Consider the following 18,594-nt stretch of genomic DNA (forward strand, 5'->3'; position numbering starts at 1 on the left):
CCGTGATGCCAGATCCCGAACAGCGGCCGGCGACGCGAGCCGGGGCGGCGGCATGGGCCCGCCTCGGCCTGGCGACGTGGCAGGACGGGCTCAGTCGACGCCGAACTCCATGGCGGCCCGGTCGAGCGCCTCGTCCTCGGCGGAGGCGACACCCCGGGAGGCGATGGCCTCCGCGCCGCCCTCGGGCATCGCGCCGATCAGCCCGGTCGAGGCCGCCTGCGCCGCGCCGATGACCCGCTGCGGGGCCGCGCCGCCGACCATGCCCAGGGAGGCGTACTGCTCCAGCTTCGCCCGCGAGTCGGCGATGTCCAGGTTGCGCATGGTGAGCTGGCCGATTCGGTCCGACGGGCCGAACGCCGAGTCCTCGGTGCGCTCCATGGACAGCTTGTCGGGGTGGTAGCTGAACGCGGGACCGGTGGTGTCGAGGATCGAGTAGTCCTCACCCCGGCGCAGTCGCATCGTCACCTCGCCGGTGACGGCGGTGCCGACCCAGCGCTGCAGCGACTCGCGCAGCATCAGCGCCTGCGGGTCCAGCCAGCGACCCTCGTACATGAGCCGGCCGAGACGGCGACCCTCGTTGTGGTAGTTGGCCAGGGTGTCCTCGTTGTGGATGGCGTTGACCAGCCGCTCGTACGCGTAGTGCAGCAGCGCCATGCCGGGCGCCTCGTAGATGCCCCGGCTCTTGGCCTCGATGATCCGGTTCTCGATCTGGTCGGACATGCCCAGGCCGTGCCGGCCGCCGATGGCGTTGGCCTCCAGCACCAGGTCGACGGCGCTGCCGAACTCCTTGCCGTTGATCGTCACCGGTCGGCCCTGGTCGAAGCCGACGGTGACGTCCTCGGTCGGGATCTCCACCGACGGGTCCCAGAAGCGGACTCCCATGATCGGATTGACCGTCTCGATGCCGGTGTCGAGGTGCTCCAGGGTCTTCGCCTCGTGCGTGGCGCCCCAGATGTTGGCGTCGGTGGAGTAGGCCTTCTCAGTGCTGTCCCGGTAGGGCAGGCCGCGTTCCTGCAGCCACTCCGACATCTCCTTACGCCCACCCAGCTCGCTGACGAAGGCGGTGTCCAGCCACGGCTTGTAGATCCGCAGCATCGGGTTGGCCAGCAGGCCGTACCGGTAGAACCGCTCGATGTCGTTGCCCTTGAACGTCGAGCCGTCGCCCCAGATCTGGACGTCGTCGGAGATCATCGCCCGCACCAGCAGCGTCCCGGTGACGGCGCGGCCCAGCGGGGTCGTGTTGAAGTACGCCCGCCCGCCGGAACGGATGTGGAACGCGCCGCAGGTCAGCGCCGCGAGGCCCTCCTCGACCAGGGCGGCGCGGCAGTCGACCAGGCGGCCCAACTCGGCGCCGTAGCTGAGCGCGCGACCGGGCACCGAGGCGATGTCGGGCTCGTCGTACTGGCCGATGTCGGCGGTGTAGGCGCAGGGAATCGCGCCCTTGTCGCGCATCCACGCGACAGCTACAGAGGTGTCGAGGCCGCCGGAGAAGGCGATGCCGACACGTTCGCCGGTGGGCAGGGAGGTGAGAACCTTGGACACGGGGAAAATTATGCAATAGAACGTATGGCCATGCAAGTCGAAGCGGTTACTCGCTGTCGCTCGGCGCGTCGTCGCGGCCCAACTCCCAGAACGCCACCGCCGCCGCGGCGGCCACGTTCAACGAGTCGACCCCACGTCGCATCGGGAGGACCACCCGCACGTCGCTGGCCGCCTGAGCCGCCGCGGTCAGGCCGGGGCCCTCCGCACCGAGCAGCAACGCCGCCCGCTCGCGCTGCGCCGGGGTCAACCGCTGCATGGGTACGGCGTCCGGCGCGGGCGTCATGGCGAGCACCGTGAAGCCGGCCTCGCGCACCTGTTCCAGGCCCGCCGGCCAACGATCGAGCTTGGCGTACGGCACCGCGAACACCTCCCCCATGCTGACCCGCACACTGCGCCGGTACAGCGGGTCGGCGCAGGTCGGCGACAGCAGCACCGCGTCGACGCCGAGCGCTGCGGCACCCCGGAAGATCGCCCCGAGGTTGGTGTGGTTGTTGACGTCCTCCAGGATCACGATCCGGCGCGCGGCGGCGAGTACCTCGGCCGCCGTCGGCAGCGACCGGCGGTGGAACGACGCCAGCACCCCACGGTGTACGTGGAAACCGGTGGCCTGCTGCAAGACGTCGGGCGTGGCGGCGTACACCGGCGCGTCGCCGGTGTCCAGGTCGGCGAGCTGGTCGATCCGCTTGGCGTCGACGAGGTACGACCGGGCCGGGTAGCCCGCCCGCAACGCCCGGCGCAGCACCAGCTCCCCCTCGGCGATGAACAGTCCGTGCGGCGGTTCCCAGCGGGTACGCAGCTCGACGTCGGTGAGCGCTCGGTAGTCGGCGATCCGGTCGTCGTCAGGGTCGGTGATCTGGTGGACGGGCACCCGACGATTCTGCCGGACGGCGAGCCTCCCACTCCGACGCCCGCCGGGTGGGGTGTTTTGTCCGAAGAAGAAGGGGAATGACCGGGCCCAGCAGGGATCCGACGGGAAGGACCAGCCAGGTGAGCACGGACCACACCGCACCGCACCAAGCGGGCGCTCTGCCCCGGCATCCGACCGTCGCCGACCACATCGTGTCGCGACTGTTCAGCTGGGGCGTGCACCGCTACTTCGGCTACCCCGGCGACGGCATCAACGGCATGACCTCCGCCCTGCAACGCACCGACGGACGCGCCCAGTTCATCCAGGTACGCCACGAGGAGACCGCCGGTTTCGCCGCGTCCGCGCACGTCAAGTACGGCGGCGGGCCGCTGGGCTGCGCCCTGGTCACCAGCGGACCCGGTGCCATCCACCTGCTCAACGGCCTGTACGACGCGAAGCTCGACCACCAGCCCGTGGTCGCCCTGGTCGGGCACACCGCTACCACCGCCGAGGGTGGCGGCTACTACCAGGAGGTCGACCTGCTCGCCCTCTACAAGGACGTGGCAGCAGCCTTCCTGGCCCAACTCGACCACCCCGCGCAGGTCCGGCACCTGGTCGACCGCGCGTGCCGCACGGCCCTGGCCCGAAGTACCGTCACCGCCCTGATCCTCCCCCTCGACATCCAGGACGAGCCGGCGGTCGTGGACCCGCCGCACGCGCACGGCTACTACCAGACCAGCAACGCGCCGAGCAGCACGCCGACAGTGCCGCCGGAGGCGGACGTACGCCGGGCCGCCGAGGTGCTGCGCGGCGGGCAGCGGGTGGCGATGCTGGTCGGGCAGGGCGCGCTCGGCGCGCGTGACGAGGTCCGCGAGATCGCCGACCGACTCGGTGCCGGCGTGGCCACCGCCCTGCTCGGCTTCACCGCCGTCGACCACCGCGAGCCGTGGGTGACCGGCGCGATCGGGCTGCTCGGCACCCGACCGAGCTGGCAGCTCATGACCGGGTGCGACCGGCTGCTGATCGTGGGCAGCAACATGCCGTACTCGGAGTTCTACCCACCACCCGGACAGGCCCGTGCGGTCCAGATCGACCTGGACGGCACCCAACTCGGGCTGCGGTACCCGACCGAGGTGAACCTGACCGGCGACGCCCGCCCCACGCTGCGGGCGCTGCTGGACGAGCTGGGCCCCGGCCCCGCGCCGACCGCCTGGCGGGCCGAGATCGCCGAGGCGACCTCGGCCTGGCGTCGGGTGCAACGCGACCTGGCCGAGCAGGCCGCCGACCCGGTCAACCCGCAGTTGCTCTTCCACACCCTCAACGAACGGCTGCCCGACGACGTGCTGCTCGCCGTCGACTGCGGCACCACCACCGCCTGGTACGCCCGGCACATCCAGGTCCGCCCCGGGATGCTGGCCAGCCTGTCCGGCACACTGCTGTCCATGGGCGGCGCCATGCCGTACGCGCTGAGCGCCAAGTTCGCCCACCCGGACCGGCCGTTGGTCGCGCTGATCGGCGACGGCGCCATGCAGATGAACGGGGTCAACGAGCTGATCACCGTGGCGAAGTACTGGCGTAGCTGGGCCGACCCGCGGTTCGTGGTGCTGGTGCTCAACAACCGGGACCTGGCGTTCGTCAGCTGGGAGCAGCGCTCCACCGAGGGGACGCCGATGTTCCCGGACAGCCAGCAGCTGCCGGACATCGCCTACCACCAGTGGGCGGAGGTGCTCGGGCTGCGCGGTGAGCTGGTCGACTCGCCCGAGCAGGTGCCCGACGTGTGGGACCGTGCCCTGTCCGCCGACCGGCCGGTGGTCATCAACGCCCTGGTCGACCCGGCCGAGTTGATGCTCCCGCCGCACTTCACCGCCGAGCAGGCCCGCAAGACCGCGGCGGCGGTGCTGCGGGGCGACACCGACTGGGCCGGGATCGTCCGCCGCGGCCTACCGGCCACCCTGGCCAGCTACCGCCCCCGCCGCCGCCGCGACCGCTAACCCCACCCTCACCCTCACCCTCACCCGGTCGATCATGGAGTTGTGGTGGTGGATGAAGGCCGCGAAAACCCGTACAACGGGCACCACAAGTCCATGATCGACGGGGCGGGGCGGCGGGGCGGGGCGGGCGGGGTTAGCCTCGGCGGTTTAGCCAGCGCTCCAGTGGCGACAGGCGATCCTCGTTCGGGGTCTGCGGGACCGCCGGGCGCTCGACCGGACGACGGGGGTTGCCGGCCAACTCCTTGCTGGGCGCCGCGAACGCCTTCTCCGGCTGGCCCTTGACGGCGGTGGCGATGACCCGGGCGACCGCGTCGATCACCTTGGTCTGCACCGCGGAACCCACCGAGTCGGCCGGGTCGTCCGGGTTGGCGGCGATGCCGGCCACCGCGACCTGCGGGGTGAAACCGACGAACGTCTCGGTGGAGTTCTGCTCCGAGCTGCCCGTCTTCCCCGCCACCGGCCGGCCGTCGAGGATGCCGTTCACACCGGTCGCGGTGCCACCGTTGCACTGCCCGAACGCGGACTGCTGACCCACCGGGCAGCGAGCGGCGTCGGTCGCGGCACGGGCGACGTCGGGGTCGAGGACCCGCTTGCAGGACGGCTGACCCACCGGCACCTTCGCACCGTTCGCGTCGGTGACCGAGACCACCGGCACCGGCGTGCAGTAGGTGCCCTCGGCGGCCACCGTGGCGTACGCGTTGGCCAGGTCCAGCGGGGTGGTGGCGGCCACGCCGAGGGTGAACGAACCCCAGTTCGCGGCGTTGTTCTTGGCGAAGGCCGCGTCCGAGTCGGCGCGGAACGTGATGCCGAGCCGCTGCGCCATCTCGACCACCTTGTCCTGGCCGACCTGCTCGGCCAGCCAGACGAAGTAGGTGTTCACCGAGCGGCCGAAGCCGTCCCACATCATCCGGTACCCGTCCATCCAGTCCGGGTTGGCGTTCGCCGGGCACCAGCGCCCGTCGCAACTGCCCGGGCCTTCGGCGGCGTACCGGGTGGGCAGCTTGGCCGGCGCGTCGAAGCCGGTGGAGAGGGTACGGCCCGACTCCAACGCGGCGAGCATGGTGAACATCTTGAACGTCGAACCCGCCTGGTACCCGTCGACGCTGGCCCCGCCGGAGATCAACGGGTTGACGGTGTTCGGGTGGTTCGCCTGCCCGGCCGGGTTGTCGGCCAGGCTGTAGTGCCGGTTGACGGCCATCGCCAGCACCTGCCCGGTGCCCGGCTGGACCGCCGCGATCGGCAGGGCGCGCTTGTTGTCGTACCCGTACACCTTGGTGGCCTGCTGCTGCGCGGTGGCCTGGATCTTCGGGTCCAGCGTGGTGATCACCGTGTAGCCGCCCGAGCGCAGGGCCTGCTCGCGCTCCGCGACGGTGGCACCGAACGCCGGCTGGCTCCGCCACCACTGACGCAGGTAGTCGCAGAAGAATCCCCAGTCGTCGTGGCCGTGGGAGACGGCGGTGCAGCCGTTGGGCTGGGCGGTCGGGTGCAGGGTCAACGGCTCCGCCTTGGCCTGGGCGGCCTGGGCCGCGGTGATCGCGTTGGTGGCGACCATCGAGTCCAGCACGTACGACCGGCGGGTCAGCGCCTCGTTCTTGTCGCCGTCGATCGGGCTGTACGCGTCCGGGGACTGCACCAGGCCGGCGAGCAGGGCCGACTCGGCGAGGGTCAGCTGTGCCGGCGGTTTGCCGAAGTACCGCTGGCTGGCCGCCGCGATCCCGTACGCGCCGGAGCCGAAGTAGGCGATGTTCAGGTACCGGTCGAGGATCTCGTCCTTGCCGAGGTTCTTGTCCAGCGCGCTCGCGTACTTGATCTCCTGGATCTTGCGGCCGACGGTGGGGTCGGTGGCGGCGGCGCGCTCCTCGGCGGTGCGGGTGGGGTCGGTCTTGAGCACGTTGCGGACGTACTGCATGGTCAGCGTCGAGCCACCCTGCTCGGTGCCGCCGCCCTTGACGTTGGCCACCAGCGCCCGGGCGAGGCCGCGCAGGTCAGCGCCGCCGTGGTCGTAGAAGCGCCGGTCCTCGGCCGCTACGATCGCCTGCCGCATCACCGGGGCGATGTCCGCCAACGGGACGTCGGTACGGTTCACGTCGTAGAACGTCGTGATCAGCGTCTTGCCGTCGTTGGCGTAGAGGTACGAGCGCTGCGGGGTGGCCGGGGTCTTCAGCGAGGCCGGCAACGCGGCGTACGAACCGAGGGCGGCACGGGCGCTGAGCCCGAGCAGCAGGTTGCCCGGCAGCGCGGCGACTGCCAGGACGAGCCCGGCCAGCACGCCGGCGAGCAGCACGGTGAACAGCCGCGACAGCGGCGAGCGGGAGGCGGCCATGCTCCCCAGGATTGCCACAAAAACCGCCAACCGGCCAGCCCTGCAGCAGGATTGTCAGCAACTTCACGGGCTCCCACCAGCCAACCCTCAGCCCTCAACCCCTCCCCCTGTGCGCCCTACCCCCACCCCCACCCGCTGCGCCGGTGATCAAGAGGTTTGCGTCAGATGCGGGGCGATTCTTGACGCAAACCTCTTGATCACCAGGGCGGGCGGCGGGCGGGGCGGGCGGGTCAGGGGGCTGGGGTGCTCAGGCTGGCGGCGGCGGCGTCCTGGGCGGTTTCGCGGGGCATCAGGCGGCCGGACCGGTAGCCGATGCCGATGCCGGCGATCAGCACGAAGATCGCGCCGAACGTCTGGAGCGAACCGATCAGGGCGCCGCCGAGGCCGAGAAGCGGCGCAGCGATGATCAACATGACGCCGTCGCCGAGGCTGAACGTGCCCGAGCGCGCCACCGCCCACCCGGTGAGGAACCAGCCCACGCTGTAGAAGGTCGCCCCGAGCAGGACCAGCGACCGTGCGGTGGTGCCGAAGACCGGCGTCTGCTCGGCGAGCCCGGCGAAGGGCAGCATCAGCACCGTGCCGGCGATGCTGACCAGCAGCCCGGCGGCGGCCACCCGGCGGCTGCGGGTCGCGGCGAGCAGCCCGGCGAGGGCCAGCAGCGCGAGCAGGCCGAGCCACACCGCGGCCACCCAGCCGATCAGATACACCGCCCGGCCGTCGGCCGGATAGGGGTCGTTGCCCACCCCGCCGTCGCTGGCCATCGCCACCGCGCCGTAGAGGATGGCGTACGCGGGCAGCAGCCACACGGCGGCCCGCGCGAACTTCCGCACCGACCAGGCCCAACTGGCGTTCGTGGCCGGAGCGCCCGGGGTCGGCTCGCCGACGAAGGGCAGTACGCCGAAACCGCCACCGGTGCGGCGGGACCCCAGCGGGCCGACCGGGTCGTGCGCGCCGCGCACCGGGGCCGAGGACCACATCCGCTTCGCCGGATCCTTCATGCGTCACCTCGCTCGTCCACGAGCGGTGCGAGACGCGCCGGGGCGCCCCGATTGCCTGGTCACCACCCGTCCTAGGACCGATCGTGGCAGGCGTCGGAGCGCCCCATGAGCATTTCTCGTATTAACGCCGGATTGCCGGCCTGTGTACCGGGATCAGCCGCGCTCGCGCTCGTCGGCCGGATCCTCGACCAGACTCAGCGGAGACACCGGCTCCGGTGCCGGCAGCCCTTGCGGCTTGTTACCGCCGGTGGCCTGCGCCTCGGCAACGCGTACCTCGTCATGGATCTGCTGGGCCGCCGCGGCGGCGGCCTCCGCGGCCTCCGCGGCCTCGCGCTCCACCTGGCTCGCGTGGTCCGCGGCCTCCGGAGCCGGCAGGTCCCCCACCATCTGGCTCAACCCACCGAGGGCACCGCCCATCCCCTCCAGGGCCTTGGTCAGCTCGGCCGGGACGATCCAGACCTTGTTGGCGCTGCCCTGGGCGATCTGCGGGAGGGCCTGCAGGTACTGGTAGGCGAGCACCTTCTGGCTCGGGTTCGCCTGGTGGATCGCGTCGAAGACCGTGCGGATCGCCTTCGCCTGACCCTCGGCCTGCAGGATGCGGGCCTGCCGGTCACCGTCGGCCCGCAGCACCGCCGACTGCTTCTCGCCCTCGGCGGTGAGGATCTGCGACTGCTTGTGCCCCTCGGCGGTCAGGATCGCCGCGCGGCGGTCCCGCTCGGCGCGCATCTGCTTCTCCATCGAGTCGCGGATGCTGGCCGGCGGCTCGATCGCCTTGATCTCCACGCGGGTCACCTTGATGCCCCAGCGGCCGGTGGTCTCGTCCAGCACACCGGACAGGTGCCGGTTGATCTCGTCGCGGCTGGTCAGCGCCCGCTCCAGGTCCAGCGAACCGATCACGTTACGCAGCGTCGTGACGGTGAGCTGCTCGATGGCCTGCAGGAAGCTGGAGATCTCGTAGGTCGCGCGAACCGAGTCGACCACCTTGAAGTAGAGGACCGTGTCGATCGAGACCACCAGGTTGTCCGAGGTGATCACCGGCTGCGGCGGGAAGCTCACCACCTGCTCCCGCATGTCGACCTTGGTACGAACCGCGTCGATGAACGGCACCAGCAGGTTGAGACCGGGGCTGAGGGTGCGCTTGTACTTACCGAGCCGTTCCACCACGTCCTGGCGCTGCTGCGGCACGATCCGCACCGCCTTCGCCAGCGTTATCACGGCGATCAACGCCACCGCGATGATCAGCACCCCAATGACTGTCATCCCGTTCACCCTCTCGCTTCCGGCAGCTCGCCGGGGGAAGAAACATCGTCCTGCCACACCAGGGCGGTCGCGCCCCGGACCTTTATCACCCGAACCCGTTGACCGGGATCGTGAACCTGCGTCGTGTCATACGACCGGGCGGTCCACAGCTCGCCGTCGATCTTGACGAGACCGTGCTCGGCGTCCACCCGTTCCAGCACCAGCGCCGTGGAGCCCTCGATCGCCTCCACGCCGAACGGCTGCTCACCGCTGTCCAGCGCGGGACGTTGGTGCCGCCGGATGACCGGCCGGGCCACCACCAGGCTCAACGCCGACACCACGGCGAAGACCAGCGCCTGTACCGCCACCGGCGCGCCCAGAGCGGCAGCCCCGGCGGCGGCGAACGCACCGACCCCGAACATGATCAGAAACAGCGTCGTCGTGAAGATCTCGGCGACCGCCAGCAACACACCCAATACGATCCACACCACCGCGTCCACCCCACGATCGTGACACGCAAATGCACGCGCGGCCTCCCCGCGAAGATCAGTAGGCTCGGCGAAGCCCTCTCTGACCGTGATCCGGGCGCCCGACCCGACCCGAGGAGACCCCGTTGCCCCTGCTGCCCGAGACCGCCCGACAGATCGACGACCAGGTCGCCCAGGCACAGCGCGACGGGCACGCCCCGTCGCTGGTGATGGGCGTCGTCCGCGACGGCACCCTGACGCACGTGGCCACCGCAGGCGAGCACCCCCGCCCAGACGTCGACCTGCAGTACCGGCTCGGTTCGATCAGCAAGACCATGACCGCGACCCTGATCATGCAGCTGCGCGACGCCGGTCGGCTCACCGTCGACGACCCGCTGGAGAAGCACCTACCGGGCACCGGCCTCGGCACGCTCACCGTGCGCCAACTCCTCGGACACGCCAGCGGTCTGCAACGCGAACCCGACGGCGACTGGTGGGAGCGGACCGAGGGCGTCGACCTGCCCACCCTGCTCGCCGGAGTCACCGCCGACAAGATCGCTTACCCCCCGCACGCCACGTACCACTACTCCAACCTGGCGTACGGACTGCTCGGCGGAGTGCTCGAAGCGCTCACCGGAACACAGTGGGTCGACCTGCTCGGCCAGCGCATCCTCACTCCGCTGGGCATGGGTCGCACCACGTACGACGCGACCGAGCCGTACGCCCGCGGCTACGTCGTACACCCCTGGCACGACACCCTGCGCGAGGAGCCGCGCACCGACACCCGCGCGATGGCCCCCGCCGGGCAGCTCTGGTCCACGATCGAGGACCTGGGCCGGTGGGCCGCGTTCCTGGCCGACCCCGACCCGTCGGTGCTGGCAGCCGACACACTGACCGAGATGTGCTCCCCCGTCGTCATCAGCGACCACGAGGCCTGGACCCACGGGCACGGCCTCGGCCTGGAGCTGTTCCGGGAGGGCAACCGAGTGTACGTCGGACACGGCGGATCGATGCCGGGTTACGGCGCCTCGCTGGCCGTGCACCGGCCCAGCCGTACCGCCGTGGTCGGCCTGGTCAACGCGTACACCCTGCGCAACGTGCACCTCGGCGCGCTCGGACGGCGGCTGCTCACGATGGTGTTGGACACCGAACCCGCGCCGGTCGCCCCCTGGCTGCCGGCCACCACCCCGCCGCCCGCCGAACTCGCCGAGCTGACCGGCCGCTGGTGGTGGATGGGCACCACCATCGAGGTGTACGCGGACGCCGACGGCGACCTGCGCGCCGGCCCGGTCGGCGCACCGAACCTCCACTTCGTCGCCGAGGGCCCCGACCGCTGGCGTGGACGAGCCGGTGGACAGGACGGCGAGATCCTCACCGTGCACCGCGACGAGCAGGGCCGGGCGGTCGCGCTGGACATCGCCACCTTCGTCTACACCCGCACCCCCGACCAGGAGCCCTGAGAACACGCCCCGCAGCCCGCGCCTTGCCGCGCCCGCGCCGCCTGCGATCCCGACCCGCGTCGGGCCCGCCCCTGCGCCCACGCCCGCCCTGCGCCCCGCCCCGCCCGCCCGCCCGCGCCCGCCCCGCCCGCAAGATCCGCACAACATCAGGATGTTGCTGCCTCCGAACGCGATGAGACAGCAACATCAGGGAAACTGCGCGGATCTTGGGGACGGGCGGGACGGGCGGGGCGCGCGGCGGGGCGGGCGGGTCCGGGGGGACGGGCGGGGCGGGCGGGGCCGGGGGTCAGGCTGGTTCGGTGACGAAATCGATGAGGCGTTCCATGGCGTTGATCAGTGGGGTTTCCACGTCGGCAAAGCTGTTCACCCGGGACAGGATGTGCCGCCACATGTCGGCCGGCTCGGCCACCCCGAGGGCCGCGCAGACCCCTTCCTTCCACGGTCGCCCCGGCGGCACCACCGGCCATGCCGCGATGCCCAGCGCCGTCGGCTTGACCGCCTGCCAGACGTCCACGTAGGGATGGCCGGTCACCAGCACGTACGGCGAGGTCACCCGGGCCACGATGCGGCTCTCCTTGCTGCCCGGCACCAGGTGGTCGACGAGGACGCCGAGTCGTCGGGTGGGGGCGGGGCCGAAGTCGCGTACGTCGGCGTCGAGGTCGTCGATGCCGTCCAACGGCTCCACGACGACGCCCTCGATGCGCAGGTCGTCGCCCCAGATGCGTTCGACCAGCGCGGCGTCGTGGATGCCCTCCACCCAGATCCGGCTGGCCTTGGCGACCTGCGCCCGGACGTTGTCCACCGCCACCGAGCCGGACGCCGTGCGTCGACGGGCCGCCGGCACCGGCGCGCGGGTCGGCCGGCGCAGGGTGACCGGGCGACCGTCGAGCAGGAACGCCGCGGGTAGCAACGGAAAGTTGCGTCGTTTGCCGTGCCGGTCCTCCAACACGACCGCGCCGGCTTCGAAGCCGACCACCGCGCCGCAGAACCCCGAGTCGGCGTCTTCGACCACGAGGTCCGGTTCGGCGTCCACCTCGGGGGTGACCTTCCGCCGCCGCCAGTCCCCCGCCAACACGTCTTCGCCGTATCGCCCCGCCATGTCGATCACGCTAACTCCCCGGCTTCCACGCCACCTCCCGACACACCGCCCCCAGGCTCCCCACCACACCCGGCCCGGCGCAGCCCCAACCTCGTCGATCATGGAGTTGTGGTGCTCCACAAACCCCCGCAAGAGCCGAGTATCGCCCACCACGACTCCATGATCGACGCAAACGGGGGGCGGACGACGGGGCGGGCGGGGTTTGTCGCGGGGCAGGGAATGGGGTGAAGGGAGCAGTTCGGGGCAGGGCGGGCGGCCGGAGCGGCAGTCGAGACACGGCCGGTGGTGACCACGTACCCTTTCGGCATGTCCACCCCCGCAACGGGCGCGGCCACACTCGCGCCGCGCCGGTCGAGCCGGTTCGTTGCCTGGGTGCGCGCGTGGCGCGCCGGGTTGGTGCCGTACGACGAAGTCGCCGACGCCATCGCCGGCGACGAGGAGCACCTCGTCGCGGACGCCCCCGGCACCTGGACCGACGTCCCGCTGGGCGCCGCGCTGCCCACCCTGGCCAAGCTCTCCCCGGACGAGATCCGCCTGGTGCTGCCCGCGCCCGGCGACCCTCGGGGCTTGCCCGGGCCCGGTGACTTCGCCGGTGCGGCGCTGGTCGCGGGCGAGGCGGTGGTGGCCGGCGGGCTCGGGTTGATCCCGGAGGTCCGCTCGCACACCTCCGGTTCGGGGGATTGCTTCGAGACCGTGCTGTGGCGGGTGTACCCGCTGCCCGCCAACGCCCCCGCCGCGTCACTCTCGTTGCCCGGTGCCGCCGAGGCGGAGGCCGAGCTGGCCGCCGCGCTCGCCGAGACGACCGCCGCGTTGACCCGCCTCGACGTGGCCCAGTGGCGGCCCGAGCTGGCCGGCGCGCTGGCCGCGCTGCGCCGCCCCGACGGTGCCACCGACCTGCCGCCGGGCTTCGACCCGCGGGCCCGTCGGCTCTTCGCCCGGGCTGCGGTGCTCGACCGGGTGCTCGCGCTGGCCGGGCACGCCGCCCCCGGGGGCGCGATCAACAACTACGAGGCCCAGCAGCGCGACGCCGCGTTGCGTCCGCTCACCGCGGCCTGCCGGCAGGCGCTGGTGGCAGCCTGCAACGCCCCACTCCGCCCCTGACCGGTCACCCGCGCCACGGTGGTGCCGCGGCCGGTGCGGAACGCGGCCAGCCGGTCAGATCTCGTCAAGCAGGTCCGCGACGGAGTTGACGATCCGGGACGGCCGGTACGGGTAGCGCTCCGCCTCGGTACGGCTGCTGATCCCGGTCAGCACCAGGATCGTCTCCAGCCCGGCCTCCAGACCGCACAGTATGTCGGTGTCCATCCGGTCACCGATCATCGCGGTGCTCTCCGAGTGCGCGTTGATCGTGTTGAGGGCCGAGCGCATCATCATCGGGTTGGGCTTGCCGACGAAGTACGGCTCCACCCCGGTGGCCTTGGAGATCATGGCGGCGACCGAGCCGGCGGCCGGCAGAGCGCCCTCCACGGACGGGCCGGTCACGTCGGGGTTGGTGCAGATGAACCGGGCGCCGTCGTTGATCAGGCGGACCGCCTTGGTGATCGCCTCGAAGCTGTAGGTACGGGTCTCGCCGAGCACCACGTAGTCCGGGGCGAAGTCGGTGAGCACGTAACCGACCGCGTGCAGGGCCGTGGTCAGTCCGGCCTCACCGATGACGTACGCGGTGCCGCCCGGCCGCTGGTCGGCGAGGAACTGGCCGGTGGCCAGGGCGGACGACCAGATCGACTCCTCCGGCACGTCCAGCCCCATCCGGCTGAGCCGGGCCGTCAGGTCGCGCGGGGTGTAGATGGAGTTGTTGGTCAGCACCAGGAACGGTTTGCCGGAGGCGCGCATCCGGTTGATGAACTCCGGCGCGCCGGGCACCGGTTGGCCCTCGTGCACCAGCACGCCGTCCATGTCGGTCAGCCAACTCTGCACGGGCTTACGGTCATGCATCGGTTCCCCCAGCAGGCGTCGGGCGACGGGTCGGCACACAGCAGACGGTCGGGCAGGTGTCCCACATCGGCAGGTCGCCGAGGCGGCGGCGCAGCTGCGCGCCGTCCGGGTCGGTCCGCTCGGTGACCAGCTCCCGCACCATGGTCACGAAGCGCGGATCGACGCCGGGGGTGGCTGCCCGGACGAAGTCCAGGCCGAGCTGCTTGGCCGTCTCCAGTGCCTCGGTGTCCAGGTCCCACACGACCTCGAGGTGGTCGGAGACGAACCCGATCGGGCTGACCACCACGCCGGTGGTGCCGCCCTGGGCGAGGGTGGCGAGGTGGTCGTTGACGTCCGGTTCCAGCCACGGCACCTGCGGTGGGCCGGAGCGGCTCTGCCAGACGAGGTCGTACTCCAGGTCCGGTGCCGCGGCCTCGGCCACGAGCCGGGCGGTCTCGCGGAGCTGCGCCTCGTACCGGCCGCCGTGCGGGCCGGCGTTGGCGGCCATCGAGGTGGGGATGGAGTGGGCGGTGAAGACCAGCCGGGTGGTGTTCCGCTTCGCCGGGTCAAGTTGGTCCAGAGCCGCCCGGACCGCGTCGACGTGCGGCTCGACGAAACCGGGGTGGTCCCAGAACTGACGCAGCTTCTCGATCACCGGGGCGTCGGGGCCGACGGCGGCGCGGGCGGCGGCGATGTCCTCCTGGTACTGCCGGCAGGACGAGTAGCCGCCGTACGCGCTGGTGACGAAAGCCAGCGCCCGGGTGACGCCGTCGTCGCGCATCTGGGTGACGGTGTCGGCGAGCATCGGGTCCCAGTTGCGGTTGCCCCAGTAGATCGGCAGGTCGACGCCGTGCGCGGCGAAGTCGGCGCGGATGGCGGCCAGCAGGTCCCGGCACTGCTGGTTGATCGGGGACACCCCACCGAAGTGCTGGTAGTGCTCGGCGACCTCGGCCAACCGCTCGGGCGGCACACCTCGGCCGCGGGTCACGTTCTGCAGGAACGGCATCACGTCCTCGGGCCGCTCCGGGCCACCGAAGGACACCAGCACCACCGCGTCGTACGACATGCTGTCATTCTCGCCCCTCGGCCTGGACGTCCCGGCGACGCCCCCTGGTCCGGACGCGTGGGTCACGCGGACGGTGGCCAGGGAGCGCCGTGGGAAACGTCAGGCGCCGATGGCGTGGTAGCCGCCGTCGACGTGCACGATCTCGCCGGTGGTCGCCGGGAACCAGTCGGACAGCAGCGCCAGGCAGGCCTTCGCGGCGGGCTCCTGGTCGGTGAGGCTCCAGCCCAGCGGGGCCCGTTCGGTCCAGGCGTCCTCGAACTGGTCGAAGCCGGGGATCGACTTCGCGGCGATGGTGCGCAGCGGCCCGGCGGCGACCAGGTTGCTGCGGATGCCCTGCTTGCCCAGGTGCAGCGCCAGGTACCGGGACGCGGACTCCAGGCCGGCCTTGGCGACGCCCATCCAGTCGTAGACCGGCCACGCCTTCGTCGCGTCGAAGGTCAGGCCGACCACCGCGCCGCCGGGCGACATCAGCGGCAGCGCCGCCATCGCGAGGGACTTGTACGAGAAGGTGGAGACGTGCAGGGCGGTGGCCACGTCCTCCCACGGCGCGTCGAGGAAGCCGCCGCCGAGGCAGCTCTGCGGGGCGAAACCGATCGAGTGGACGACGCCGTCGAGGCCGTCGACGTGCTCGCGTACCCGGTCGGCGAGGCTGGCCAGGTGCTCGGTGTTGGTCACGTCGACCTCGATCACCGGGGCCGGCTCGGGGAGCCGCTTGGCGATCCGCTCGACCAGGGAGAGCCGACCGAAGCCGGTGAGCACGACCTGCGCACCGTTCTCCTGGGCGAGCTTCGCCACCGAGAAGGCGATCGAGGCGTCGGTGATGACACCGGTGACGAGCAGCCGCTTACCGGCGAGCAGTCCGGACATCCGGGGGTTCCTCCGTACGTAGATGGGGGTCAGTGGCCCATGCCGAGGCCGCCGTCGACCGGGATCACGGCGCCGGAGACGTACCCGGCGCTGTCGGACGCCAGCCAGGTGACCACCCCGGCGACCTCGTCCGGGCTGGCCATCCGGCCGGCCGGGATCGACTTGCGGATCTCCGCCTTGCGGTCCTCGGACAGGCCGGAGGTCATGTCGGTGTCGATGAAGCCGGGCGCCACCACGTTCGCGGTGATGTTGCGGCTGCCCAGTTCCCGGGTGATCGAGCGGGCCACGCCGACCAGACCGGCCTTGCTGGCGGCGTAGTTGACCTGCCCGGCGCCGCCGGCGAGACCGACCACCGACGAGATGAAGATCATACGGCCCCACTTGGCGCGGAGCATCTTGCCGGAGGCGCGCTTGGCGACCCGGAACGCGCCGGTGAGGTTGGTGTCGACCACACCGGTGAACTGCTCCTCGGTCATCCGCAGCAGCAGCGTGTCGGCGGTCATGCCGGCGTTGGCGACCAGTACCTCGACCGGGCCCAGCTCGGCCTCGACGGCGTCGAACGCGGCGTCGATGGAGGCGGCGTCGGTGACGTCGGCGCGTACGCCGAACAGCCCCTCGGGCGCGTCGCCGCTGCGGTGGGTGACCGCCACCCGGTCGCCCTGCTTGGCGAAGGCCTGCGCGATGGCGAGGCCGATCCCCCGGTTGCCCCCGGTCACCAGCACGGTACGGGCCACTGTTCCCCCTTGCTCAGCTGATCTCAGTCGGAGGCGAGCCTAGGCGTTACCCGCAGGTAAGCGCTAACGGGAGCCGTGTCACACCGGGGTACGACACCGGGATCAACCCCTGGTGGCACGCCTCGTGACGGGGTCGGCCCGTAGCCTCCGGGTGGTGAACTGGCGACCGATCACCCTGGCCCTCGGGGGCCTCGGGCAGACCCTGTGGGGCCGGGACGCCCCGCCCGGTCGGCCGCTGGTGGCCCGCTGGCCCACGCTGGCCCCGTACGCCGCCCCGGTCGGCCTGCTCGCCGCGCTCGGCCTCTTCCTGATCACGCTGACCGTGGAGACCGAGTGGGGCCTGCCGACGCCGATCGCGGTGTTGTTCGCGGCGATGACCGTGGCACCGCTGCTGGCGCTGCCCCGGCGTCCGCTGCTGGCCTGGCGGCTGATGGTGCTGGCCCTGCTGATCTGCACGTTCAACGCACCCGACGACCAGTCCTGGCCGTGGACACCGCCACTGGCGCTGGGGTCGATCGCGGTGCTGGCGGTGGTCGTCGCGCGGGTCGACCGTCCGGTGCTGGCCTGGGTGGTGCTGATCAGCACGGTCCCGGTGCTCACCATGGTGCACCCGGACAACCGGGTCCCGGTCCTACTGCTGCTCGGCGCGTTGGCGATCGTCGGCGACCTGATCCGACGCAACCGACTGTCCCGGCGGGAGCTGGCCGCGCAGACCGAGCGCAACGAACGCGAGCAGGAACGCCGCGCGGTGCTGGAGGAACGCACCCGCATCGCCCGGGAGTTGCACGACGTGGTGGCCCACCACATGTCGCTGATCGCGGTGCAGGCGGAGACGGCCCCGTACCGGCTGAGCGACGTGCCCGCCCCGACGGCAGCGGAGTTCGTCGCCATCGCCGCCTCGGCCCGCGACGCGCTGACCGACATGCGGCGACTGTTGGGGGTGCTGCGCAGCGAGACGACCGGGCCGGAGACCGCGCCGCAGCCGGACCTGACCGACCTGGGCGCGATGGTCGACGCGGCACGCCGGGCCGGGCTGCCGGTCACCCTGGACGCCGGGCCGGCGGACGAGGGGCGGGTGCCCGCGCCGGTCGGGCTGGCCGCGTACCGCATCGTGCAGGAAGGCCTGGCCAACGCGGCCCGGCACGCGGCCGGCGCCGCGGTGCGGGTCACGGTCCGCGTGGGCCGGTCTGCTCTGGAGGTACGCGTCGAGAACTCCCCGGCCGACGCCCGACCGACCGCCGAGGGCGACCCCGGGCACGGCCTCACCGGTATGCGGGAGCGGGCCACCTCACTGGGCGGTACGTTCACCGCCGGGCCGCTGCCCGACGGGGGTTACGCGGTGGCGGCCGAGTTGCCGTACGACGCTGAGGACGGGGACCGATGATCCGGGTGTTGATCGCCGACGACCAGGCGATGGTCCGACAGGGCTTCGGTGCGCTGCTCGCCGCCCAACCGGACCTGCTGGTGGTGGGGGACGCCGCCGACGGCGCGCAGGCCGTCACCGCCGCCCGCCACCTCGACCCGGACGTGGTGCTGATGGACGTGCGGATGCCGGTCATGGACGGGTTGGCCGCCACCCGCAAGCTGCTCGGTGACCGCTCGGCGCAGCGACCCCGGGTGCTCATCCTCACCACCTTCGACCTGGACGACTACGTGTACGAGGCGCTGCGCGCCGGGGCCAGCGGCTTCCTGCTCAAGGACGCTCCGGCGGCCGATCTGGTGCAGGCGGTGCGGGTGGTGGCGGCCGGGGACGCGCTGCTCGCCCCAGCGGTCACCCGCCGGTTGATCGCCGAGTTCGCGGCCCGGCCGGAGCGCCGCCGTCCGCGCCCCACCGACCTGGCCGGGCTCACTCCGCGCGAGACCGAGGTGCTGCGGTTGATCGCCCGGGGTCGCAACAACACGGAGATCGCCGCCGACCTGGTGGTGGCCGAGCAGACGGTGAAGACACACGTCGGGCGGATCCTGGCGAAGCTGGGGCTGCGCGACCGCGTCCAGGCGGTGGTGCTGGCGTACGAGACGGGTCTGGTGGCCGCCGGGGAGTAGCCCC

General features: G+C 72.0%; 16 protein-coding genes. 5 read left to right on the forward strand and 11 right to left on the reverse strand.

What is annotated here, in order from left to right; genetic code table 11:
* Positions 1 to 90: 90 nt before the first annotated feature.
* Positions 91 to 1,542, reverse strand: a complete 1,452-nt coding sequence (gene argG / locus O7631_RS28020) for an argininosuccinate synthase (RefSeq protein WP_278147029.1) — start codon at positions 1,540 to 1,542, stop codon at positions 91 to 93.
* Positions 1,543 to 1,588: 46 nt separating this feature from the next.
* A complete protein-coding gene (locus O7631_RS28025; protein WP_278147030.1) occupies positions 1,589 to 2,410 on the reverse strand; it encodes an RNA methyltransferase in 822 nt (273 codons plus the stop codon).
* Positions 2,411 to 2,529: 119 nt separating this feature from the next.
* Here O7631_RS28025 and O7631_RS28030 point away from each other — a divergent pair, with 119 nt between their 5' ends.
* Positions 2,530 to 4,380: a thiamine pyrophosphate-requiring protein gene (locus tag O7631_RS28030; RefSeq protein WP_278147031.1), complete on the forward strand. Its 1,851-nt coding sequence runs from the start codon at positions 2,530 to 2,532 to the stop codon at positions 4,378 to 4,380.
* A gap of 133 nt (positions 4,381 to 4,513) precedes the next feature.
* On the opposite strand, the gene O7631_RS28035 is transcribed toward O7631_RS28030, so the two are convergent.
* The 4 genes from O7631_RS28035 to O7631_RS28050 form a co-directional block, all read right to left on the reverse strand.
* Entirely contained in the window at positions 4,514 to 6,703 is a 2,190-nt protein-coding gene (locus tag O7631_RS28035; RefSeq protein WP_278147032.1) for a transglycosylase domain-containing protein, read from the reverse strand.
* 230 nt (positions 6,704 to 6,933) lie between these two features.
* A complete protein-coding gene (locus O7631_RS28040) occupies positions 6,934 to 7,701 on the reverse strand; it encodes a hypothetical protein (protein WP_278147033.1) in 768 nt (255 codons plus the stop codon).
* Between the two features lie 153 nt (positions 7,702 to 7,854).
* The gene (locus O7631_RS28045) at positions 7,855 to 8,961 is read right to left on the reverse strand and encodes an SPFH domain-containing protein (protein WP_278147034.1); all 1,107 of its coding nucleotides are present in this window, start codon (positions 8,959 to 8,961) and stop codon (positions 7,855 to 7,857) included.
* 5 nt (positions 8,962 to 8,966) lie between these two features.
* A complete protein-coding gene (locus O7631_RS28050) occupies positions 8,967 to 9,440 on the reverse strand; it encodes an NfeD family protein (RefSeq protein WP_278147035.1) in 474 nt (157 codons plus the stop codon).
* A 113-nt stretch (positions 9,441 to 9,553) separates the two neighbouring features.
* Between O7631_RS28050 and O7631_RS28055 the strand changes: the two genes are divergently transcribed.
* Positions 9,554 to 10,867, forward strand: a complete 1,314-nt coding sequence (locus O7631_RS28055; RefSeq protein WP_278147036.1) for a serine hydrolase domain-containing protein — start codon at positions 9,554 to 9,556, stop codon at positions 10,865 to 10,867.
* A gap of 286 nt (positions 10,868 to 11,153) precedes the next feature.
* Here O7631_RS28055 and O7631_RS28060 read toward each other — a convergent pair whose 3' ends face one another.
* Positions 11,154 to 11,966, reverse strand: coding sequence for a DUF3097 domain-containing protein (locus O7631_RS28060; protein ID WP_269683269.1), 813 nt, complete (start codon positions 11,964 to 11,966; stop codon positions 11,154 to 11,156).
* Positions 11,967 to 12,272: 306 nt separating this feature from the next.
* Between O7631_RS28060 and O7631_RS28065 the strand changes: the two genes are divergently transcribed.
* A complete protein-coding gene (locus tag O7631_RS28065; RefSeq protein ID WP_088991540.1) occupies positions 12,273 to 13,067 on the forward strand; it encodes a hypothetical protein in 795 nt (264 codons plus the stop codon).
* A 54-nt stretch (positions 13,068 to 13,121) separates the two neighbouring features.
* On the opposite strand, the gene O7631_RS28070 is transcribed toward O7631_RS28065, so the two are convergent.
* From O7631_RS28070 to fabG, 4 genes are all read right to left on the reverse strand, one after another.
* Positions 13,122 to 13,901, reverse strand: a complete 780-nt coding sequence (locus O7631_RS28070; RefSeq protein ID WP_088988620.1) for an HAD-IIA family hydrolase — start codon at positions 13,899 to 13,901, stop codon at positions 13,122 to 13,124.
* Entirely contained in the window at positions 13,894 to 14,946 is a 1,053-nt protein-coding gene (locus O7631_RS28075; protein WP_278147037.1) for a ferrochelatase, read from the reverse strand. Before O7631_RS28075 ends, O7631_RS28070 begins: the two co-directional genes overlap by 8 nt.
* 99 nt (positions 14,947 to 15,045) lie before the next feature.
* Positions 15,046 to 15,813, reverse strand: a complete 768-nt coding sequence (fabI, locus tag O7631_RS28080) for an enoyl-ACP reductase FabI (protein WP_088988618.1) — start codon at positions 15,811 to 15,813, stop codon at positions 15,046 to 15,048.
* A 29-nt stretch (positions 15,814 to 15,842) separates the two neighbouring features.
* Positions 15,843 to 16,547, reverse strand: a complete 705-nt coding sequence (gene fabG, locus O7631_RS28085; protein ID WP_145779920.1) for a 3-oxoacyl-ACP reductase FabG — start codon at positions 16,545 to 16,547, stop codon at positions 15,843 to 15,845.
* A 154-nt stretch (positions 16,548 to 16,701) separates the two neighbouring features.
* On the opposite strand from fabG, the gene O7631_RS28090 reads away from it, so the two are divergent.
* Both O7631_RS28090 and O7631_RS28095 read left to right on the forward strand, forming a co-directional pair.
* The gene (locus O7631_RS28090) at positions 16,702 to 17,931 is read left to right on the forward strand and encodes a histidine kinase (protein WP_278147038.1); all 1,230 of its coding nucleotides are present in this window, start codon (positions 16,702 to 16,704) and stop codon (positions 17,929 to 17,931) included.
* Complete coding sequence (locus tag O7631_RS28095) at positions 17,928 to 18,590, forward strand: response regulator transcription factor (protein ID WP_145779918.1); 663 nt, start codon at positions 17,928 to 17,930, stop codon at positions 18,588 to 18,590. Before O7631_RS28090 ends, O7631_RS28095 begins: the two co-directional genes overlap by 4 nt.
* The last annotated feature ends 4 nt before the right edge of the window (positions 18,591 to 18,594 follow it).

The sequence above is a fragment of the Micromonospora sp. WMMD967 genome (assembly GCF_029626165.1).
Taxonomy (GTDB): Bacteria; Actinomycetota; Actinomycetes; order Mycobacteriales; family Micromonosporaceae; genus Micromonospora; species Micromonospora taraxaci.

Coding starts and splice junctions, on each gene's coding strand:
- O7631_RS28035 (WP_278147032.1), bottom strand. CDS start 6,703: ATGGCCGCCTCCCGCTCGCCGCTGTCGCGGCTGTTCACCGTGCTGCTC.
- O7631_RS28040 (WP_278147033.1), bottom strand. CDS start 7,701: ATGAAGGATCCGGCGAAGCGGATGTGGTCCTCGGCCCCGGTGCGCGGC.
- O7631_RS28045 (WP_278147034.1), bottom strand. CDS start 8,961: ATGACAGTCATTGGGGTGCTGATCATCGCGGTGGCGTTGATCGCCGTG.
- O7631_RS28060 (WP_269683269.1), bottom strand. CDS start 11,966: ATGGCGGGGCGATACGGCGAAGACGTGTTGGCGGGGGACTGGCGGCGG.
- O7631_RS28065 (WP_088991540.1), top strand. CDS start 12,273: ATGTCCACCCCCGCAACGGGCGCGGCCACACTCGCGCCGCGCCGGTCG.
- O7631_RS28070 (WP_088988620.1), bottom strand. CDS start 13,901: ATGCATGACCGTAAGCCCGTGCAGAGTTGGCTGACCGACATGGACGGC.
- O7631_RS28075 (WP_278147037.1), bottom strand. CDS start 14,946: ATGTCGTACGACGCGGTGGTGCTGGTGTCCTTCGGTGGCCCGGAGCGG.
- fabI (WP_088988618.1), bottom strand. CDS start 15,813: ATGTCCGGACTGCTCGCCGGTAAGCGGCTGCTCGTCACCGGTGTCATC.
- O7631_RS28095 (WP_145779918.1), top strand. CDS start 17,928: ATGATCCGGGTGTTGATCGCCGACGACCAGGCGATGGTCCGACAGGGC.